The organism is Leisingera caerulea DSM 24564 (genome assembly GCF_000473325.1).
Taxonomy (GTDB): Bacteria; Pseudomonadota; Alphaproteobacteria; order Rhodobacterales; family Rhodobacteraceae; genus Leisingera; species Leisingera caerulea.
Genome location: NZ_KI421513.1, coordinates 633,747 through 650,092 on the forward strand (window position 1 = coordinate 633,747; position 16,346 = coordinate 650,092).

Genomic DNA, 16,346 nt, shown 5'->3' on the forward strand with positions numbered 1-16,346 from the left:
CCGTTTTCCGCGCCGGAAAACGGCTGCCCGCGTTGCCGAACCGGCACCCCGCCCCCATATCTGTAACGGAAACGCGGGCAAAACCGGGAAATCGCCGTCATGACACTGGATACCCTCTCTGCCTTTTTCGGCTGGCTGACCGTGCTGCACATCGGCCTGTTCACCTTGTCCGCCGTCCTGATTATGCTGATGCACGACTGGGTGGCCGGGCTGCACGCCCGCCTGTTCGGCCTGGCGCCTGCGGATGTCAGCCTCACCCTCTACCGCTGGCTTGGCACCGACAAGATCGTGATCTTCGCCACCGCGCTGGGGCCGTGGCTGGCGCTGCAGCTGATCTGAATGCAGCCCGCCATTGCCCGTCCCTGCCGCGGCTGCTAGGCCTGTGCGCAAACGCGCTGATGACCCGAGGACTTCTTGCCATGGACAAGCAAACCGAGATCGAAATCCAGGCCGCCGCCTTCCGCCGCCTGCAAAAGCACCTGATGGAAGACCGCACCGATGTGCAGAACATCGACCTGATGAACATGGCCGGCTTCTGCCGCAACTGCCTGGCCCGCTGGTACCAGGAAGCCGCCAACGAGCGCGGCATCGAAATGGACAAAAACGAGGCGCGCGAGATCTACTACGGCATGACCATGGCGGAGTGGAAAGCCAATTACCAGACCGAGGCCAGCCCGGAGAAGCAGGCGGAGTTCGAGGTGGCGTTCAAGGAAAACGTGACCGACAAGCAGTAAGCGTCAGCCGCCCGGGGCGGAGGGGCGCTGCCCCTCTTGGCCTTACGGCCAATTCACCCCGGAGTATTTGCCCAAAGGTGAAAAGGGCCGGGCTGGCCGCCGCCCTCACTCCCTCAGCCGCAGGGTTGCGCGCGCAAGATCGGCCGGTGCGCCGTCTGCATCCATCAGCCCGACCCGCAGCGGCGCGCCGGTTTCCCGGTCCACCACCCCGACCGGCGCCGCGCCGCCGGTCACATGCGCCTCGCCCCATTGCGCCAGCGCCAGAAAGGTCAGCGCCAGCCCGCGGCCCGTGTCCGTCAGCACATAGGCCTGGCGCACCCGGTCGCCCGCCTCCTGATAGGGCTGTTTTTCCAGGATCCCGCGCGCCACCAGACTGTTCAGCCGGTCGGTCAGGGTAGAGCGCGGCGCCTTCAGGTCTTCGCGCATATCGTCATAGCGGCACACCCCGTAAAACGCCTCCCGCAGGATCAGAAGGGTCCAGCGGTCGCCCAGGATCTCGGCGGCCAGTGCCATCGGGCACTGTTCCTTGGGCACCAGGGCGCGGCGGCGGACGGCGGGCAGGGTTTCACGGGAATCAGAAGCTGGGTTTGACATACGGACCCAGATAGGGGATTTCTATCTGGGTTCAAAATTCAGACTCAGATTCGCAGACAGGAAGGACCCCCAATGACCAAGCGCCCGATGGACCAGGATGACGCGCTCGAAGATTTCGAGCCGCGCCGGATCACTCTCAACGATTCAGAGAAGACCGTTCATGTGTCCGGCCAGGGCCCGGCAGTGATTGTGATGGCAGAGATGCCGGGGATCAGCCCCCATGTGGCCCGCTTTGCCCGCTGGGTGCGGGGTGCAGGCTTCACGGTTTACGTGCCTTCGCTGTTCGGCCGTGACGGAGCCGTGGCGACGGCAGAAGACGGCGCGGAGGTGTTCCGCCGCGCGTGCGTCAGCGCCGAGTTCCGCGCCTTTGCCGGCAATGGCGCCAGCCCTGTAACCCAATGGCTGCGAGCGCTGGCGCGGCTGGCGCATGAGGAATGCGGCGGCCCCGGCACCGGCGCCATCGGCATGTGCTTCACCGGAAACTTTGCCCTGTCGATGATGCTGGAGCCCTCCATGCTGGCGCCGGTCCTGGCGCAGCCCTCGCTGCCGCTGGACAATCCCGCAGGCGTCGAAAGCCCGCCCGAAGAGCTCGCCGTGGTGCGCGAAAGGCTGGAGCGCGAGGACCTCACCGTGCTGGCCTACCGCTTCCAGGGCGACGCCTTCTGCCAAGCGCAGCGCTTTGCCGCCTACGCCGAAGCCTTGGGAGAGCGCTTTGACGCCCGCACCCTGCCGGACAGCGCCGCCGCCACCCAGGTGCCGCCGTTTTTTGCCAAGCACGTCCCCGCCCCGCACAGCGTTGTGACGGCGCATCTGGTGGATGAAGCAGGCCACCCGACCCTGCAGGCGCGGGATGAGATCCTGGGTTTCTTCAGGCAGCGCCTGACGGCGCGCGGCTGATCATACTGGCCGCAATGGCCGCCCGGCCCTGCCGCCTCAGCGCTCCAGGTCCTCGAACCAGTCCAGCGCCAGGGTGCTCCAGCCCTTGGGCAGGCCATGCCCGCCCTTGTGCAGGATCAGTTCCAGCCCGCCTGCCTCGCACTTCCAGCGCTTGCGCCAGAGCCCGTCCCGGACCTCATGGTCTGCGGCATTACTGGCGCAGGCGTTTTCACGCCGCCACAGCTGCAGCCCCTCCCAGATGTCGGCCTGCACAATCTCAGCCTCCGACCCCTGGATCACACGTCCTTCCAGCGGCACCACCTTGTCGGCAAAGCCGTGGATATGCAGCAGCCGCACGGGGCCTTTGCAGTCCTGGGTCACCGGCAGCCAGAAGCCGCCGGCAACCGGCGCATAGGCGGCGGCAAATTCCGGTGCCTGGCACGCCACATCCCAAACCATTGAACCGCCGCGGGAAAAGCCGCTCAGCAGCAGCCGGTCCGGCATAACCCCGGCGCGGGCCGCGGCATCCGCCAGCACGTCGCGCAGAAACGCGACGTCGTTGCGGGGATAGGTGTTCCAGCCGTCGCGCACCGACCAGTCGGCGGGCTTGCCATCCTTCCAGGGCAGCCCGCTGGGGGCGATCACTGCGTAGTCGCGCCGGGTGAAAGCTGCCACCAGCCCGGAATTGGCAACCACCTTGGCGCCGCTGCTGCCGTAGCCGTGCAGGAACATCACCGCCGGCCCGCCCTGCCAGCTGTCCGGCAGGGCCAGGTGGTATAAGCCGCCGTCTATCCGGCAAGCTGTTTCGCCGCCGCACTCCGCACCGCCTTCCGCGGCGGCTGCCGGTGCGGCAATCAGCACCGCTGCCAGCAGCATCCAAATCCGGTTCAGCATCTGCGCCCCTCCCCCGCCTGGCTTGCCGATCAGATTAGCACATACTGCCGCTGCCGTTGCAGCCGGCCGTTGCTCAGAAGAAAAAAGGCCGCCCGATCCGGGCGGCCTTCGCATGAATATCTTTAACCAATAAGCCGGTACCGGGCCGCCGTCCCGCGGCAGGGCGCGCTCCCCCCCGAGTGCGCGCCTAGCCGCGAAGACGGCCCAGCAGCCGTGCCGCCAGCGAAGGTTTGACCGGGCGGTCCGCCTCCGGCAGCCTGCCTGCAAACCAGCTCCGGCCAGCGGATGCCTGCGCAACGCCGGGATGCTCCACCTCTTCGGCGGTCAGAACCCGGCGGACGGCCGCAAGAATTTCAGCGTCGCTCGGCTCCGCAGCCTGGACTGCCGTCACCTGACCCATTTCCGGCTGAAAACACTGTCCCATCTGGCACCTCCGCGGCTTGTTACTCTGGCAGGCGGCCCGTTTCCCGGCGCCTCTTCAACTGCGTTCCAGACTATCCTATTTCGCCGTTGACGCGCCCATTTTGTATAAAATTAGTTAAAATCCTGAGCGTAAGAGCCGGATTCTGGCGACAGTGCCGCAGCCACAGCGGCGATTGTTGACAGCTTGCGGAAAATACCGCCGACCGCACCGCTGCGCAGCCCCTGCTTTTCACGCAGTTTTACCGTCCGGGGTCACGCCGCCTGATTCCCCGAAACGCAAAAAGCCGCCCACACCGGGGCGGCCTTCCAATCCGGTCCGTCAATCCGCCTCAGACGGCTTTCTTGCGGCTTTCTTCCAGGTAGATCTCGCGCAGGCGCTTGGCGATGGGGCCCGGGGTGCCGTCGCCCAGCTGCACACCGTCGATCTCTACCACCGGCATCACAAAGGCGCTGGCGGAGGTCGTGAAGGCCTCATCCGCCTGTTTCGCTTCCTCGATCGTGAACAGGCGCTCTTCGATCTCCATCTGGGCCTCGGCGGCCAGACGCAGCACCGCGGCGCGGGTGATGCCGTGCAGGATGTCGTTGGACAGCGGCCGGGTCACGATCTTGCCATTCTTGACGTAATAGGCGTTGTTCGAGGTGCCTTCGGTCACATAGCCGTCCTCGATCAGCCAGGCATCATCGCAGCCCGCCTTCTTGGCCATCATCTTGCCCATCGAGGGATAGAGCAGTTGCACCGTCTTGATGTCGCGGCGGCCCCAGCGGATGTCCTCGATCGAGATGATCTTGGCGCCCTTCTGCGCCGCCGGGCTGTCGGCCAGGCCCGGCTTGTTCTGGGTGAACAAAACCAGGCTCGGCGGAGTATCCTCGGACGGGAACACAAAATCCCGGTCGCCGTCAGAGCCGCGGGAAACCTGCAGGTACACCAGGCCCTCTTCAATGCCGTTCAGCTCCACCAGCTTGCGGTGGATTTCCAAGAGCTCCTCCTTGGAGCAGGGCGACGCCATGTCCAGCTCTTTCAGCGAGCGGTCCAGGCGCACCGCGTGGCCATCAAAGTCGATCAGCTTGCCGTCCAGAACCGAGGTCACCTCATAAACCGCATCGGCAAACAGGAAGCCGCGGTCAAAGATCGAAACCTTGGCCTCACCCTCGGGCAGGTATTCGCCATTCACATAAACGGTACGGGTCATCTTGGTCTCCTCAACCCCAAAGCGCCGGTTTCGGCGGGTGCACGCCCTCGGCGTCAAACAACAGTGGTTCCTCGCGGTCTTCGGCCAGAAGCAGCGGCCCGTCAAGATCCGTAACCGCCGCACCCTGGGCCACAAGCGTCGCCGGCGCCATGGCGAGCGAGGAGCCGACCATGCAGCCGACCATCACCTCATAGCCCTCGGCCAAAGCCTGAGCGCGCAGCTTCAGCGCCTCGGTCAGGCCGCCGGTCTTGTCCAGCTTGATGTTGACCACATCATATTTGCCCTTGAGCTTGGGCAGGCTCTCGCGGTCATGGCAGCTCTCGTCCGCGCACACCGGCACCGGGCGCTCCATGCCGATCAGGGCCTCATCCTCGCCCGCGGGCAAGGGCTGCTCCACCAGCTCCACACCCAGGCGCACCAGATGCGGCGCCAGTTCGGCGTAAACCTCTGCCGACCAGCCCTCGTTGGCGTCGATGATGATCTTGGCCTCCGGCGCACCGGCGCGCACCGCTTCCAGGCGGGGCATGTCGTCAGGGGTGCCAAGCTTGATCTTCAGCAGCGGCCGGTGGGCGTTCCCGGCTGCTTGCTTTTGCATGTTTTCGGGCGTGTCCAGCGACAGCGTATAGGCGGTGATCTCAGCCTTGGGTTCCGGCAGCCCGGCCAGTTCCCAGACACGCTTGCCAGCCTGTTTCGCCTCCAGATCCCACAGCGCGCAGTCGACCGCGTTGCGGGCGGCGCCGGCGGGCAGCAGCGATTGCAGCTCCTCGCGGGTGAAATCGGCTGGCAGGCCCTCGATCTCGGCGGCCACGCTGTCCAGCGTCTCGTTATAACGGGCATAAGGCACGCATTCGCCCCAGCCGGTGACGCCGTCCTTTTCCACCCGCACGGTCAGCACCTTGGCCTCAGTGCGCGAGCCGCGCGAGATGGTGAAGACCTGCGCCAGTTTGAAGACGTCCGGGGTGACGGTGATGTTCATGAAACTGCCCTTTCCTGCGGCCCAGCGCGCGCAATCGGCGGGCCTTGGCATGACGCCCGGCAACCGGGGCACCTGCCTTTTCATCTTTCCAAAAATACTCCCGCCGGAGGCGTCCCAGGCTGCGCCTGAACACCTCCGGCGGGGGCTGTTAGATCAGACCGCGGCCAGCGCGTCCACCAGGCGGCCGGCGCCGTGGCGGTACGGGTCGACGGCGGGCAGGCCCATGCGGTCTTCGACCCCGGCCAGGTATTTCACCGCCTCGTCCTCGGACAGATGCTGGGTGTTCACCGAGATGCCGACGATCTGGCAGGCCGGGTTGGAGCGCTGCGCCAGCGGCAGGGCCACGTCGCGCAGCTCTTCCAGCGACGGCACGTCGTATTCCGGCAGGCCGCGCATATGGGTGCGGGTCGGCTCGTGGCACAGGATCAGCGCATCCGGCTGGCCGCCGTGGATCAGCGCCATGGTCACGCCAGAGTAGGACACGTGGAACAGCGAGCCCTGGCCCTCGATCAGGTCCCAGTGGTCGTCATCGTTGTCCGGGGTCAGATACTCGATCGAACCCGCCATGAAGTCGGCGATAACCGCGTCCAGCGGCACCCCGTGGCCGGTGATCAGGATGCCGGTCTGGCCGGTGGCGCGGAAGGTCGACTTCATGCCGCGCTCGCGCATCTCGTTGTCCATCGCCATGGCGGTGTACATCTTGCCGACCGAACAGTCGGTGCCGACCGCCAGGCAGCGCTTGCCGGTGCGGGGCTTGCCGTTGGCAATCGGGTAGCCGACGGTGGGGACGCGCACGTCGTGCAGGGTGCCGCCGTGGGTCTGGGCCGCGGCCACCAGGTCGCCTTCGTCGCGCAGCAGGTTGTGCAGGCCGGAGGCAAGGTCATAGCCCATTTCCAGCGCTTCGATCAGCACTTCCTTCCAGGCCTGGGAAATCACGCCGCCGCGGTTGGCAACACCGATCACCAGGGTCTTGGCGCCGGCTTCTTTGGCTTCGGCCAGGGTCAGGTCCTTGAGGCCCAGGTCGGCGCCGCAGCCCGGCAGGCGGATCTGGCCAACGGCGTGGTCGGGGCGCCAGTCACGGATGCCGATGGCAACCTTGGCAGCCAGCATGTCGGGCGCGTCGCCCAGGAACAGCAGATATGGGGTTTCGATCATGGCGGGTTTCCTCTTCACTCTTGCCGGTGAGTTTGCGGAGATTCTTGCACAAGTTCATACCTTTTCCGCCGCGCGCCGCCCTCACGACGCAAGTTCCTCCTGCCTAATCGTCACTCTGCAGGAGATTCCTGCGTTATGTCATCACTGCTGACATTATTTTCCTCCTCCAGCCAGGATTCGGCCTGAAGCACCCCGGTTTGGGGCGCGCCAAGCACCGCAATCGCCTGCTGGGAGCCGGTTTCCTCCGGCGCTTCGGCCTGTCTGCGCCGCAGCGCAGCGACGCCTGCCACCATAAAACACAGGGCTGCGAGCAGGATCAGCAATCCATTTCCGTCAGCAATGCTGACCATATTTGGAGCCGCCAGCGTGCCGGTGAACTGGCCGGCGTTCAAAAGGAACACCATGGTGCCGCTGGCAGGCACGATCTGGGAGGGCTTCAGCTGGTCGTTGGCATGGGCCGAGCAGACCGCATACATCGGCAGGCTGGCGCCCGCGAGCACCGCAAAGCCGATCACCAGCGCCTGCGGCGCGGGGCTGGCCAGCATCCACAGGCAGGCACCTCCGCCGATGAGGCCCAGCCCCACCAGCACCAGCCGCCGGTCGGTCTTGTCGCTGATCCAGCCGGCCGGATACTGCACTACCGCGCCGACCACCATCGCCACCACCAGCACCCCTGAGGCCTCTGCCGGGCTTAGCCCGCGCGACAGCGCATAGAGCGGCAGCGCGATGAACCAGCCCGCCACCGCCGCAGCGCTGACCAGATTGCCGAGCACCGCCATCGGCGACACCCGGTACAGCATGCGCACGGACATCCGGTCCGGCACCTGATACTCCGGCGCCTTGTTGCCTGACAGCAAGAGCGGCACGATCGACAGCGAAATCAGGATCGACACCACCCCGAACAGCAGGTTGCCGCCAGGATCGGGCAGCGCCACCAGCGCGGTGCCAATCGCCGGGCCTGCCATCCAGATCATGAAATAGATCGACAGGATCTGCGCCCGGTTGCTGTTTTCGGACTTCGCCTGCAGCCAGCTTTCGGTGATCACATACATGCCGGGATAGCAAAACCCGGCCAGGAAGCGCATCGCCGACCAGGAATAGGGGTCCGAGGTCAAGAGGTGCAGGATCGCCGAGATCGACACCAGCGAGGCCAGCGCCGAAAAGGCCCGGATGTGGCCGACCTTGGCCACCATCCCCGGCGCCAGCGCTGTTCCCAGCAGGGCGCCCGCCGGATAGGCCGCCTGCATGATCGAAATGGTAAGGTCGGAAAAGCCAAGCCCTGCGCCCCGGATTGTCAGCAGGGTGACCAGCAGCCCGTTGGCCACCATCAGCATCAGCATGCCCAGAAACAGGGCCCAGTTTTCAATGAATGCACGTCTCATGCTTGCTTGCTCGCATGAGCATCCGGCGGGCGCGCGCCTGTTTGCGGCAATGTTTCCGCCGCCGCATCGCAGCGGCACTTTCTGCACGTGCAAAATTCCCTTGCATGAGGGTGCGCAACTTTCTAACACTTCACCCCAGCAGAATTGAAACGTCATTACCCGGAGGATTGCCCCATGAGCTTCCGCATCCAGCCCGCCGCCCCGGCGCGCCCCAACCGCTGCCAGCTGTTCGGCCCCGGTTCCAAAGTGAAGCTGTTCGAGAAGATGGCGGCCTCGGCGGCGGATGTCATCAACCTCGACCTGGAGGATTCGGTGGCGCCGGACGACAAGGACCAGGCCCGCGCCAATGTGATCGAGGCGATCAACAGCGTCGACTGGGGCAGCAAGTACCTGTCGGTGCGGATCAACGGGCTCGACACCCCCTATTGGTACCGCGACGTGGTGGACATTCTGGAGCAGGCGGGCGAGCGGCTCGACCAGATCATGATCCCCAAGGTAGGCTGCGCCGAGGACGTCTATGCGGTGGACGCGCTGGTCACCGCGATTGAACGCGCCAAGGGTCGCACCAAGCCGGTGTCCTTTGAGGTGATCATCGAATCCGCGGCGGGCATCGCCCATGTGGAGGAGATCGCCAAATCCTCCCCCCGTCTGCAGGCGATGAGCCTGGGGGCTGCGGATTTTGCCGCCTCGATGGGGATGCAGACCACCGGCATCGGCGGCACCCAGGAGAACTACTACATGATCCGCGAGGGCCAGAAGCACTGGTCCGACCCGTGGCACTGGGCGCAGGCGGCGATTGTTGCGGCCTGCCGCACCCATGGCATCCTGCCCGTGGACGGCCCGTTCGGCGACTTCTCCGACGAGGACGGCTATATCGCGCAGGCGAAACGCTCCGCAACGCTGGGCATGGTCGGCAAATGGGCGATCCACCCCAGCCAGATCGCGCTGGCAAACCAGGTGTTCACCCCGTCTGACGAAGCGGTGCAAGAGGCCCGCGAGATCCTGGCGGCGATGGAAGAGGCCAAGGCCTCCGGCGCCGGTGCAACCGTCTACAAGGGCCGTCTTGTCGACATCGCCTCGATCAAGCAGGCAGAGGTTGTTGTGGCGCAGGCCGAACTGATTGCGGGCAGCTGACGCCGGTCCGTGAGTGAAGGTTTCGAGGGCGTCCCCAAGGGGCGCCCTTTTTGATTGGAGGGAGAGATGCCGGATCTGACCTTGCTGCATACGGCTGCGGTGCATGTGGAGACCTTTCGCGCGCTGGCGCTTTCATTGGCGCCGGGGGCGGTGCTGGATCAGCAGGTGCGCGCCGATTGGCTGGAGCGGGCGCAGGGCGGGGTTGATGCGGACCTCAAGGCAGAGATTGCCGCGGCAGTTGCAGCGGCGGACGGCCCGGTACTGTGCACCTGCACCACCCTTGGCCCGGCTGCAGAGGACGCCGGCGCGACCCGCATTGACTGGCCGATGATGCAGGAGGCTGCACGCTTTGGCGGGCCGGTGCTGATGGCCTACTGCCTGGAGAGCACTGCCGAACCATCAGAAGCGTTGCTGCGGCGGGCCTTTGGGGATCGTGATCCTGAGCTCACCTGCCTGGAGCTGGGCCAGCATTGGCCGCTGTTTGAGGCCGGGGACAGCGCCGGCTTTGCAGCGGCTGTCGCGGCGGATGCGGCCGAGGCGCTGGGGACAATGGATTTTGCCTGCGTGGTGCTGGCGCAGGCCTCGATGGCCGGGGCGGCAGAGCTGCTGCGGGCGCAGACAAAGGTGCCGGTTCTGGCCTCGCCGGAGATCGCGATGCGGGCGCTGCTGCGGGACGGGTAACGCCCCCAGGGCGGGGCACGCAAAAACCGCCGGCCAAGGCCCCTGCCCTGCCGGTATGTCTGTTCCGTTTCTGCCCGTTTCCACGTTCCGTTTCAGCGGAGGCATTATGGATTGGCGGCGCCGCCAAAATGGCGGAGATGGACGGGCGTATCCGCCCGCGTGCTGAACGTTGTCTCTGCACGGCCCCGCTGCCAGGCGGGAGTCCGGTACCAAGGATGCCGGGGAGCCAAGCCCCGGCGGGTGATCGCGACCGGTGCCAAGACTGCCAAAGGCGGCTTAAGATCCCGTGAGAGCAGCGTGCGCAGGGTTCGCAACACCTGCAGCCGCGCGTATGAAGCCAACGCAGCGCAGTGAGTATTTGGGGAAAGATGAAGCGCATCAGTCTTTCATCTTTCCCCAAATACTCAATAATCCAGTCTCAGCCAGAGATCACGCCCGCAGATCCTTGGGCGAGCCCATCACCACATAAGTGGTGATCGCGGTGACATAGGGCGAGGTGCCGAGGATATCAGTGTGGAACCGTTTGTAGCTGGGCAGGTCGGCGCATTCGACGCGCAGCAAGTATTCGATGGTGCCGGTGATATTGTGGCATTCGACCACTTCAGGCGCCGCCTGCATGGCACGCTCAAAAGCTTCCTGTGCCTCTTTGGTATGCTCCCCCAGGCCGACGCCGATATAGGTGGCAAAGCCCACCCCCAGCTTCTGCCGGTCCAAGACGGCGCGGTAGCCGGTGATGACGCCGGCGCGCTCCAGCTCCTGCACCCGGCGCAGGCAGGCGGAGGGGGAGAGGCCCACGCGCTCTGCCAGTTCCAGGTTGCTGATGCGGCCATCGCGCGTGAGTTCCTGCAATATCTGCTGATTTATCTTGTCATTTTTCGCCATTAGTTGCGAAAATACGCGCAAGGCACGGCAAAACGCAATTTCATTTGGCGGGTTTGGCGCAATGATTTTGCGCATGACTTATGAACTCCTCACCGCGCTGGCGCTGTTTGCCTTTGTCTCCTCGATCACGCCGGGGCCGAACAACCTGATGCTGATGGCCTCGGGCGCCAACTTCGGCTTCCGCCGCACCATCCCGCATATGCTGGGCGTGGCCTTGGGGTTTGTGTTCATGGTGCTGTTGGTCGGCGCCGGGCTGGTGCAGGTGTTTGATGCCTTCCCGGTCAGCTACATAGTGCTGAAAGTGGTCTCAGTGATCTACCTGCTGTGGCTGGCGTGGAAGATCGCCAACGCCGCGCCGGTGGAGGCGAAAGGGGCGGAGGGCCGTCCGATGACATTCCTGCAGGCGGCGGCGTTTCAGTGGGTGAACCCCAAGGCCTGGGCAATGGCGCTGACGGCGATCAGCGCCTACACGCCGGATCAGACCCTGGCGGCGATCCTGCTGGTTGGGGTGATTTTCGGCGCCATCAACCTGCCCTCGGTCGGGTCCTGGACGGTGCTGGGCCAGCAGATGGCGCGGTTTCTGACCAGCCCGCGCCGCCTGGTGGCGTTCAACTGGACCATGGCCGCGCTGCTGGTGGCCTCGCTTTATCCGGTGATCTGGCCGCAATAAGGCGGGGCGCTCCTCTGCCCGGCCATCGGTGCTTGCCTCTGCTGCGCTGAGGCGGCCTCTGGCGCTCTCGCACATGATCCCGGATCTTGCTGAGTTGCATCTTGGCGCAGCTAAGGCCATATAGCTGCAAACCTGCAGAGCAGAGGCAACATGACCCAGTATCTGGAATTCGAAAAACCGCTGGCCGAAATCGAGGGCAAGGCGGAGGAGCTGCGGGCGCTGGCGCGCGCGAATGAGGAAATGGATGTGGCGGATGAGGCCAAGGCGCTGGACGCCAAGGCGGAGCAGCTGCTGAAGGATCTCTATAAGGAGCTGACGCCCTGGCGCAAATGCCAGGTGGCGCGGCACCCGGAGCGGCCCCATTGCAAGGACTACATCGAGGCGCTGTTCACCGAGTACACGCCGCTGGCCGGCGACCGGAACTTTGCCGACGATCTGGCGGTGATGGGCGGGCTTGCGCGCTTCAACGATCAGCCGGTGGTGGTGATCGGCCATGAGAAGGGCAGCGACACCAAATCGCGGATCGAGCGCAATTTCGGCATGGCGCGTCCCGAGGGCTACCGCAAGGCGGTGCGGCTGATGGAGATGGCCAGCCGGTTCAAGCTGCCGGTGATCACCCTGGTGGACACAGCCGGCGCCTATCCCGGCAAGGGCGCCGAGGAGCGCGGCCAATCGGAAGCGATCGCCCGCTCGACCGAGATGTGCCTGAAGATCGGCGTGCCGCTGATTTCGGTGATCATCGGCGAAGGCGGCTCTGGCGGCGCGGTGGCCTTTGCCACGGCCAACCGGGTGGCGATGCTGGAGCATTCGATCTATTCGGTGATCAGCCCTGAGGGGTGCGCTTCGATCCTCTGGAAAGACGCGGAAAAGATGCGCGAAGCGGCGGAAGCGCTGCGGCTGACGGCGCAGGATCTGAACAAGCTGGGCGTCAACGACCGGATCATCCCGGAACCGCTGGGCGGCGCGCACCGGGATCCCAAGGCGGCGATCAAGGCTGTGGGCGGCGCCATCCAGGAGATGCTGGACGAGCTGAAGGACAAGGACGCAGGCGAGCTGGTCAAGGACCGTCGCCAGAAGTTCCTGGACATCGGCTCCAAGGGGCTGGCGGCGTAACTGCCGGAACAGCTTGGTGAATTTGAAAGCCCGGCCTTGGCGCCGGGCTTTGCCGTTTCAGGGCCTGGCCGCCGCTGCGGCAGGGGCGCGGGAACAAATCCGGGTTTGGCGCATTGAGTCAGGAAGAGCCCTCCCTTTGCCCAGCCCGGATATGATGCCATGACAACCGACAGCTTTTTCAACGACGCCCGCCGCAAGCGCCTGCAGGAAGTGGACCCGGCGGATTTCGCCTGGGCCGTGCCGATCATGCGAACCGGTTATGCGGGGCGCGCCCTGGTCTATCTGGCCGTGGCCGGTGTGTCGCTGCGCTCGATCTGGCAGGGCGGCGAGGCCAAGGGCACAGCGGCGGCGCTGGAGTGGCTGCAAGGCGGCTGGGGCACGGCGGTTATCATCCTCATCACTATCGGGCTGTTTGCCTATGCGGTCTGGCGCATGGTGGACAGTTTCTGGGATCTGGAAGCCTATGGCAGCGGCGCGAAAGGGCTGATCGCGCGCGCCGGGATGATCGTGACCGGGCTGATCCATCTGGGACTTGGCATTCTGGCGCTGTCGGTGCTGACCGGCTCCGGCGATGCCTCGGAGGGCGGCGGCGGCGGTCTGAGCGGATATTTCGACAGTACTGCCGGGCAGGCCGCGCTGGCGGTGGCTGGCATCCTGACGATCGGGTCCGGCGGGTATTACATCCGCAAAGCCTGGAAAGAGTCTTACCGCAACCACCTGCGGGCCAATCCTGTCACCCTGCATCTGAACACCGCCCTGAAGGCCGGGCTGGCGGCGCATGGGGTGGTGATTGCCATCATCGGCGGCCTGATTCTGCAGGCGGCCCTGTCTGCCTCCGGCGCGCCTGAGGGCGGCATCGGCACCGCGTTCGACTGGCTGCATGACAAGGTTTATGGCCGTATCCTGGTGACCATTCTGTGCGTTGGCCTGCTGGGGTTCGCCCTGTTCTGCCTGGTCAATGCGCTGTACCGGATCGTCCCAAAAGCCTCGGACAGCGCGACCGAAACACTGCGCGCGGCTTTGGACAAAAGCTGAGGCCCGCCCGCTAGCCCGCCAGCAGCCGCAGCCCCTGGGTGACATCGGAGCGCACGGCCAGCCGCAGGCCCGGCTCATCCCCCGCCTTGAGCGCTGCAATGATCAGCCGGTGATTCTGCGGCGGGTCGGTGCGGCGCAGGCGGCCGTAGAGCGCCCGCATGGTGGGGCCGAGCTGCAGCCAGACGGTTTCCGCCATGGCCAGCATCGCCGGCGCCTGGGCGCGCAGGTAGAGGGTGCGGTGGAACTCCAGGTTGGTGCGGATATAGCCGACCGCATCGCGTTTTGAGACCATTTCCGCCACAGTTGTGTTGATCATCTGCAGCCGGTCGATCAGCGCGATATGCGCCCGCGGCAGGGCACGGCTGGCCAGCTCCACCTCCAGCAAAGCACGCAGGGCGGCCAGTTCCTCAATCCGCTCATTGGACAGCTCCGGCGTCGACACCCGGCCCGAGGAGGACAGGAACAGCGCGCCCTCGGCGGCCAGCCGCCGCACCGCCTCGCGGGCGGGGGTCATCGAAACTTCGAACTCGCGGCCGATGCCGCGCAGGGTGAGCGCGGCGCCGGGGGTGATCTCGCCATGCATGATGCGGGTGCGCAGGGACCGGTAGACACGGTCATGCGCCGGCGCAGAGGCAGAGGCGGCGTCCTGGGATGAGCGGGCAGTCAGATTCATGCCCTCATGTGATCACAAAACACGGCCCGGTCAAGCGGGCAGATCCGCGCGTGTCAGCGCGGCCCGCAACCGCGGCGCCGGTCAGGGGCGGCCGGAGAGCCCGGCCAGGCTGAGACCCGTGCGCAGCCGCCGCAGCGGAGCCTGGGCCGCATAGGGAAAGCCTGCGGTGGCCTGGTCCAGCGTCAGCGGCGCCCCGGCAAGCCTGCCGCAGGCCGCTGCAGCCTCCTCGAAGCTGCCGAGGGCGGCAAGGCTGGCGCAGTGCAGTGCCAGCGCATGCTGGGCCGCGGGTTCCAGAGCCAGCGCTTCGGCGGCGGCGGCGGCGGCCTCATCCTCCCGCCCGGCGGCCAGCCGGATGGCGGCCTGCACGGTCAGGACGGCCGGCTGCGGCAGCGGGTTGAGGCGGCGGACCTGATCCAGCACTTTCTGCGCCGCACCGCCCTGCCCCGCCAGATGCAGCAGCCAGGCGCGCGCCAGCTGGCCCGAAGCGTCGCTGGGATAATCCTGTGCCAGGGTTTCGGCGAGCTGCAGAGCCTCGCCGGACTGGCCCGCGAATTGCGCTGCCAGCGCCCGCAACTGCAGCACGCCCGCCCCTGGCGGCAGGCCTGCAGTCATCTGCGCGGCCTCGGCGGCGCGCTGCGGCAGGTCCGCCAGCGGACCGGTCAGCGGATCCAAATGCCACATCGCCGCAAGCGCCTGTGCCTCCGGCCAGTCCGGCGCCATCTGCCGCGCCCGCTGCAGGGCCCGCTCTGCGCCGCTGCGGTCGCCCTGCTGCATCAGGCTGCGGGCTGTGAAGAGTTGCAAGACGGCCTCATCTGCGGCGTTGCCGGGGGCAAGCTCCGGCAGCGCCTTGCCGAAATAGCGGACAACGCTGGCCGCCAGTTCCGGGGCGAGCCCGGCAACCGTTTCCTGCGGCTGCGGCGGCAGAATGCTAAGCGGCTCTGCCCCGGCGCCTGCTTGGAGGATTTTCAGCCTGACCCCGTCCTGCAGGGCGCCTGGCAGATGACCGGTGACCACGAAATCCGCGTCCAGAAGCGCGGCCGCTTCGGCGGGCAGCAGGCCCTCGGCGGCGCGGGCGCTGGCGGGAGCGATGAGGCGGATGCCCCCGGCCGGGCCCATGCTGCGGATCACGTCCTCTGCCAGCATGGTGGCAACAGCAGGTTCCAGATCATCAGCGGTGAAGGGCAGGACGGCGATCACCGGGCGGCCTTCGAAGGCGGCCGCAGCCGGAGAGCCGGGAGCCACCGCCGCAACGCTGTTGTGCTGCTGCCAGCCCCACAGGGCAGCCGCAGCGGCGGCGGCCCCGAGGCCCCCCGCCAGCAGCAGCACGGCAAGCCGCATGCCCCGGTGCGGCTTGGCCGCCTTGGGCTTGGGCGGCGGGGTGCTGCGGTGCAGGCTGGGCAGCGAGGTCAGCTCCTGCCCCAACGCATAGACATGCACCGGTTGCGGTATATTCTTGACTTCATGCAGGCCCATGTCCTCGAACGCATAGGGGATGCGGCCCTGCACCTGCCCGTAAGCCGCAGCCGACAGCGCCACCCCGCCCAGCGGCGCCAGCGCTTCCAGCCGGGCGGCGATATTGACGTCATCGCCGTAAACATCACCCTGGGCAATCAGCACCTCGCCCAGGGTTATGCCGATCCGTAGCTGCAGGTGGCGGTTGCGCGCAGCGCCGGCCTGCACCTCCGCCGCGGCCTCCACCGCCGAAATCACGCTGGGAAAGATCGCCAGCACCCCGTCGCCCATCAGCTTGACGATCCGGCCCTGATGGCTGCGGATCGCCGGGGCGATCAGGCTTTGCTGCTGCGCCAGCACCTGATTGAGCGTGCCGGCGTCATCCTCGGCCATCAGGCGGCTGAAGCCGGCAATATCCAGCACGAAGATGGCAGCAAGGCGTCTTTGCGGTTTGTCTGGCACGGGCTGGCCTCAGGAACCGG

General features: G+C 66.2%; 18 protein-coding genes. 8 read left to right on the forward strand and 10 right to left on the reverse strand.

Annotation, left to right across the window (positions count from 1 at the left end):
• Positions 1–99: 99 nt before the first annotated feature.
• Together CAER_RS0110305 and CAER_RS0110310 are read left to right on the forward strand one after the other, a co-directional pair.
• Positions 100–339: a DUF6868 family protein gene (locus tag CAER_RS0110305; RefSeq protein ID WP_027235276.1), complete on the forward strand. Its 240-nt coding sequence runs from the start codon at positions 100–102 to the stop codon at positions 337–339.
• A gap of 80 nt (positions 340–419) precedes the next feature.
• Positions 420–734: a DUF1244 domain-containing protein gene (locus CAER_RS0110310; RefSeq protein WP_027235277.1), complete on the forward strand. Its 315-nt coding sequence runs from the start codon at positions 420–422 to the stop codon at positions 732–734.
• Between the two features lie 105 nt (positions 735–839).
• On the opposite strand, the gene CAER_RS0110315 is transcribed toward CAER_RS0110310, so the two are convergent.
• Entirely contained in the window at positions 840–1,328 is a 489-nt protein-coding gene (locus tag CAER_RS0110315) for a winged helix-turn-helix transcriptional regulator (RefSeq protein WP_245597351.1), read from the reverse strand.
• 72 nt (positions 1,329–1,400) lie between these two features.
• Between CAER_RS0110315 and CAER_RS0110320 the strand changes: the two genes are divergently transcribed.
• Positions 1,401–2,225, forward strand: a complete 825-nt coding sequence (locus tag CAER_RS0110320) for a dienelactone hydrolase family protein (protein WP_027235279.1) — start codon at positions 1,401–1,403, stop codon at positions 2,223–2,225.
• Between the two features lie 36 nt (positions 2,226–2,261).
• Here CAER_RS0110320 and CAER_RS0110325 read toward each other — a convergent pair whose 3' ends face one another.
• The 6 genes from CAER_RS0110325 to CAER_RS0110350 all read right to left on the reverse strand — a co-directional run bounded on the left by CAER_RS0110325 (position 2,262) and on the right by CAER_RS0110350 (position 8,224).
• On the reverse strand, positions 2,262–3,098 hold the full coding sequence (locus tag CAER_RS0110325; protein WP_027235280.1) for a CE1 family esterase: 837 nt from the start codon (positions 3,096–3,098) through the stop codon (positions 2,262–2,264).
• Positions 3,099–3,285: 187 nt separating this feature from the next.
• Positions 3,286–3,522, reverse strand: a complete 237-nt coding sequence (locus CAER_RS0110330) for a hypothetical protein (protein ID WP_027235281.1) — start codon at positions 3,520–3,522, stop codon at positions 3,286–3,288.
• Positions 3,523–3,850: 328 nt separating this feature from the next.
• Positions 3,851–4,711 (reverse strand): D-amino-acid transaminase, encoded by an 861-nt coding sequence (locus CAER_RS0110335; RefSeq protein WP_027235282.1) that lies wholly within the window; start codon positions 4,709–4,711, stop codon positions 3,851–3,853.
• Positions 4,712–4,721: 10 nt separating this feature from the next.
• Positions 4,722–5,687: an N-acetyl-D-Glu racemase DgcA gene (gene dgcA / locus CAER_RS0110340; RefSeq protein ID WP_027235283.1), complete on the reverse strand. Its 966-nt coding sequence runs from the start codon at positions 5,685–5,687 to the stop codon at positions 4,722–4,724.
• Between the two features lie 153 nt (positions 5,688–5,840).
• A complete protein-coding gene (gene dgcN, locus CAER_RS0110345) occupies positions 5,841–6,842 on the reverse strand; it encodes an N-acetyltransferase DgcN (RefSeq protein WP_027235284.1) in 1,002 nt (333 codons plus the stop codon).
• Between the two features lie 110 nt (positions 6,843–6,952).
• Positions 6,953–8,224 carry an MFS transporter gene (locus CAER_RS0110350; protein WP_027235285.1) on the reverse strand — a complete coding sequence of 424 codons (1,272 nt, stop codon included), beginning with the start codon at positions 8,222–8,224 and terminating at the stop codon, positions 6,953–6,955.
• A 174-nt stretch (positions 8,225–8,398) separates the two neighbouring features.
• On the opposite strand from CAER_RS0110350, the gene CAER_RS0110355 reads away from it, so the two are divergent.
• Together CAER_RS0110355 and CAER_RS0110360 are read left to right on the forward strand one after the other, a co-directional pair.
• The gene (locus CAER_RS0110355) at positions 8,399–9,358 is read left to right on the forward strand and encodes an L-malyl-CoA/beta-methylmalyl-CoA lyase (RefSeq protein ID WP_027235286.1); all 960 of its coding nucleotides are present in this window, start codon (positions 8,399–8,401) and stop codon (positions 9,356–9,358) included.
• A gap of 66 nt (positions 9,359–9,424) precedes the next feature.
• The gene (locus tag CAER_RS0110360; RefSeq protein ID WP_027235287.1) at positions 9,425–10,039 is read left to right on the forward strand and encodes a hypothetical protein; all 615 of its coding nucleotides are present in this window, start codon (positions 9,425–9,427) and stop codon (positions 10,037–10,039) included.
• A 429-nt stretch (positions 10,040–10,468) separates the two neighbouring features.
• Here the strand turns inward: CAER_RS0110360 and CAER_RS0110365 are convergent, their stop codons facing one another.
• Entirely contained in the window at positions 10,469–10,921 is a 453-nt protein-coding gene (locus tag CAER_RS0110365; protein ID WP_027235288.1) for an Lrp/AsnC family transcriptional regulator, read from the reverse strand.
• Positions 10,922–10,994: 73 nt separating this feature from the next.
• On the opposite strand from CAER_RS0110365, the gene CAER_RS0110370 reads away from it, so the two are divergent.
• From CAER_RS0110370 to CAER_RS0110380, 3 genes are all read left to right on the forward strand, one after another.
• A complete protein-coding gene (locus CAER_RS0110370) occupies positions 10,995–11,591 on the forward strand; it encodes a LysE family translocator (protein WP_027235289.1) in 597 nt (198 codons plus the stop codon).
• A gap of 150 nt (positions 11,592–11,741) precedes the next feature.
• Entirely contained in the window at positions 11,742–12,704 is a 963-nt protein-coding gene (locus tag CAER_RS0110375) for an acetyl-CoA carboxylase carboxyltransferase subunit alpha (protein ID WP_027235290.1), read from the forward strand.
• 159 nt (positions 12,705–12,863) lie between these two features.
• The gene (locus CAER_RS0110380) at positions 12,864–13,739 is read left to right on the forward strand and encodes a DUF1206 domain-containing protein (protein WP_027235291.1); all 876 of its coding nucleotides are present in this window, start codon (positions 12,864–12,866) and stop codon (positions 13,737–13,739) included.
• Positions 13,740–13,749: 10 nt separating this feature from the next.
• Here the strand turns inward: CAER_RS0110380 and CAER_RS0110385 are convergent, their stop codons facing one another.
• Positions 13,750–14,412 carry a GntR family transcriptional regulator gene (locus CAER_RS0110385; protein WP_027235292.1) on the reverse strand — a complete coding sequence of 221 codons (663 nt, stop codon included), beginning with the start codon at positions 14,410–14,412 and terminating at the stop codon, positions 13,750–13,752.
• An 81-nt stretch (positions 14,413–14,493) separates the two neighbouring features.
• Entirely contained in the window at positions 14,494–16,326 is a 1,833-nt protein-coding gene (locus tag CAER_RS0110390; protein ID WP_027235293.1) for an adenylate/guanylate cyclase domain-containing protein, read from the reverse strand.
• Positions 16,327–16,346 lie beyond the last annotated feature (20 nt).

What these genes read in the sequence shown, in the direction of transcription:
- CAER_RS0110325 (WP_027235280.1), bottom strand. Translation starts at nt 3,098, where the DNA reads ATGCTGAACCGGATTTGGATGCTGCTGGCAGCGGTGCTGATTGCCGCA.
- CAER_RS0110330 (WP_027235281.1), bottom strand. Translation starts at nt 3,522, where the DNA reads ATGGGACAGTGTTTTCAGCCGGAAATGGGTCAGGTGACGGCAGTCCAG.
- dgcN (WP_027235284.1), bottom strand. Translation starts at nt 6,842, where the DNA reads ATGATCGAAACCCCATATCTGCTGTTCCTGGGCGACGCGCCCGACATG.
- CAER_RS0110385 (WP_027235292.1), bottom strand. Translation starts at nt 14,412, where the DNA reads ATGAATCTGACTGCCCGCTCATCCCAGGACGCCGCCTCTGCCTCTGCG.
- CAER_RS0110355 (WP_027235286.1), top strand. Translation starts at nt 8,399, where the DNA reads ATGAGCTTCCGCATCCAGCCCGCCGCCCCGGCGCGCCCCAACCGCTGC.
- CAER_RS0110360 (WP_027235287.1), top strand. Translation starts at nt 9,425, where the DNA reads ATGCCGGATCTGACCTTGCTGCATACGGCTGCGGTGCATGTGGAGACC.
- CAER_RS0110305 (WP_027235276.1), top strand. Translation starts at nt 100, where the DNA reads ATGACACTGGATACCCTCTCTGCCTTTTTCGGCTGGCTGACCGTGCTG.
- CAER_RS0110380 (WP_027235291.1), top strand. Translation starts at nt 12,864, where the DNA reads ATGACAACCGACAGCTTTTTCAACGACGCCCGCCGCAAGCGCCTGCAG.
- CAER_RS0110320 (WP_027235279.1), top strand. Translation starts at nt 1,401, where the DNA reads ATGACCAAGCGCCCGATGGACCAGGATGACGCGCTCGAAGATTTCGAG.
- CAER_RS0110370 (WP_027235289.1), top strand. Translation starts at nt 10,995, where the DNA reads ATGACTTATGAACTCCTCACCGCGCTGGCGCTGTTTGCCTTTGTCTCC.
- CAER_RS0110365 (WP_027235288.1), bottom strand. Translation starts at nt 10,921, where the DNA reads ATGGCGAAAAATGACAAGATAAATCAGCAGATATTGCAGGAACTCACG.
- CAER_RS0110375 (WP_027235290.1), top strand. Translation starts at nt 11,742, where the DNA reads ATGACCCAGTATCTGGAATTCGAAAAACCGCTGGCCGAAATCGAGGGC.
- dgcA (WP_027235283.1), bottom strand. Translation starts at nt 5,687, where the DNA reads ATGAACATCACCGTCACCCCGGACGTCTTCAAACTGGCGCAGGTCTTC.
- CAER_RS0110350 (WP_027235285.1), bottom strand. Translation starts at nt 8,224, where the DNA reads ATGAGACGTGCATTCATTGAAAACTGGGCCCTGTTTCTGGGCATGCTG.
- CAER_RS0110310 (WP_027235277.1), top strand. Translation starts at nt 420, where the DNA reads ATGGACAAGCAAACCGAGATCGAAATCCAGGCCGCCGCCTTCCGCCGC.
- CAER_RS0110315 (WP_245597351.1), bottom strand. Translation starts at nt 1,328, where the DNA reads ATGTCAAACCCAGCTTCTGATTCCCGTGAAACCCTGCCCGCCGTCCGC.
- CAER_RS0110335 (WP_027235282.1), bottom strand. Translation starts at nt 4,711, where the DNA reads ATGACCCGTACCGTTTATGTGAATGGCGAATACCTGCCCGAGGGTGAG.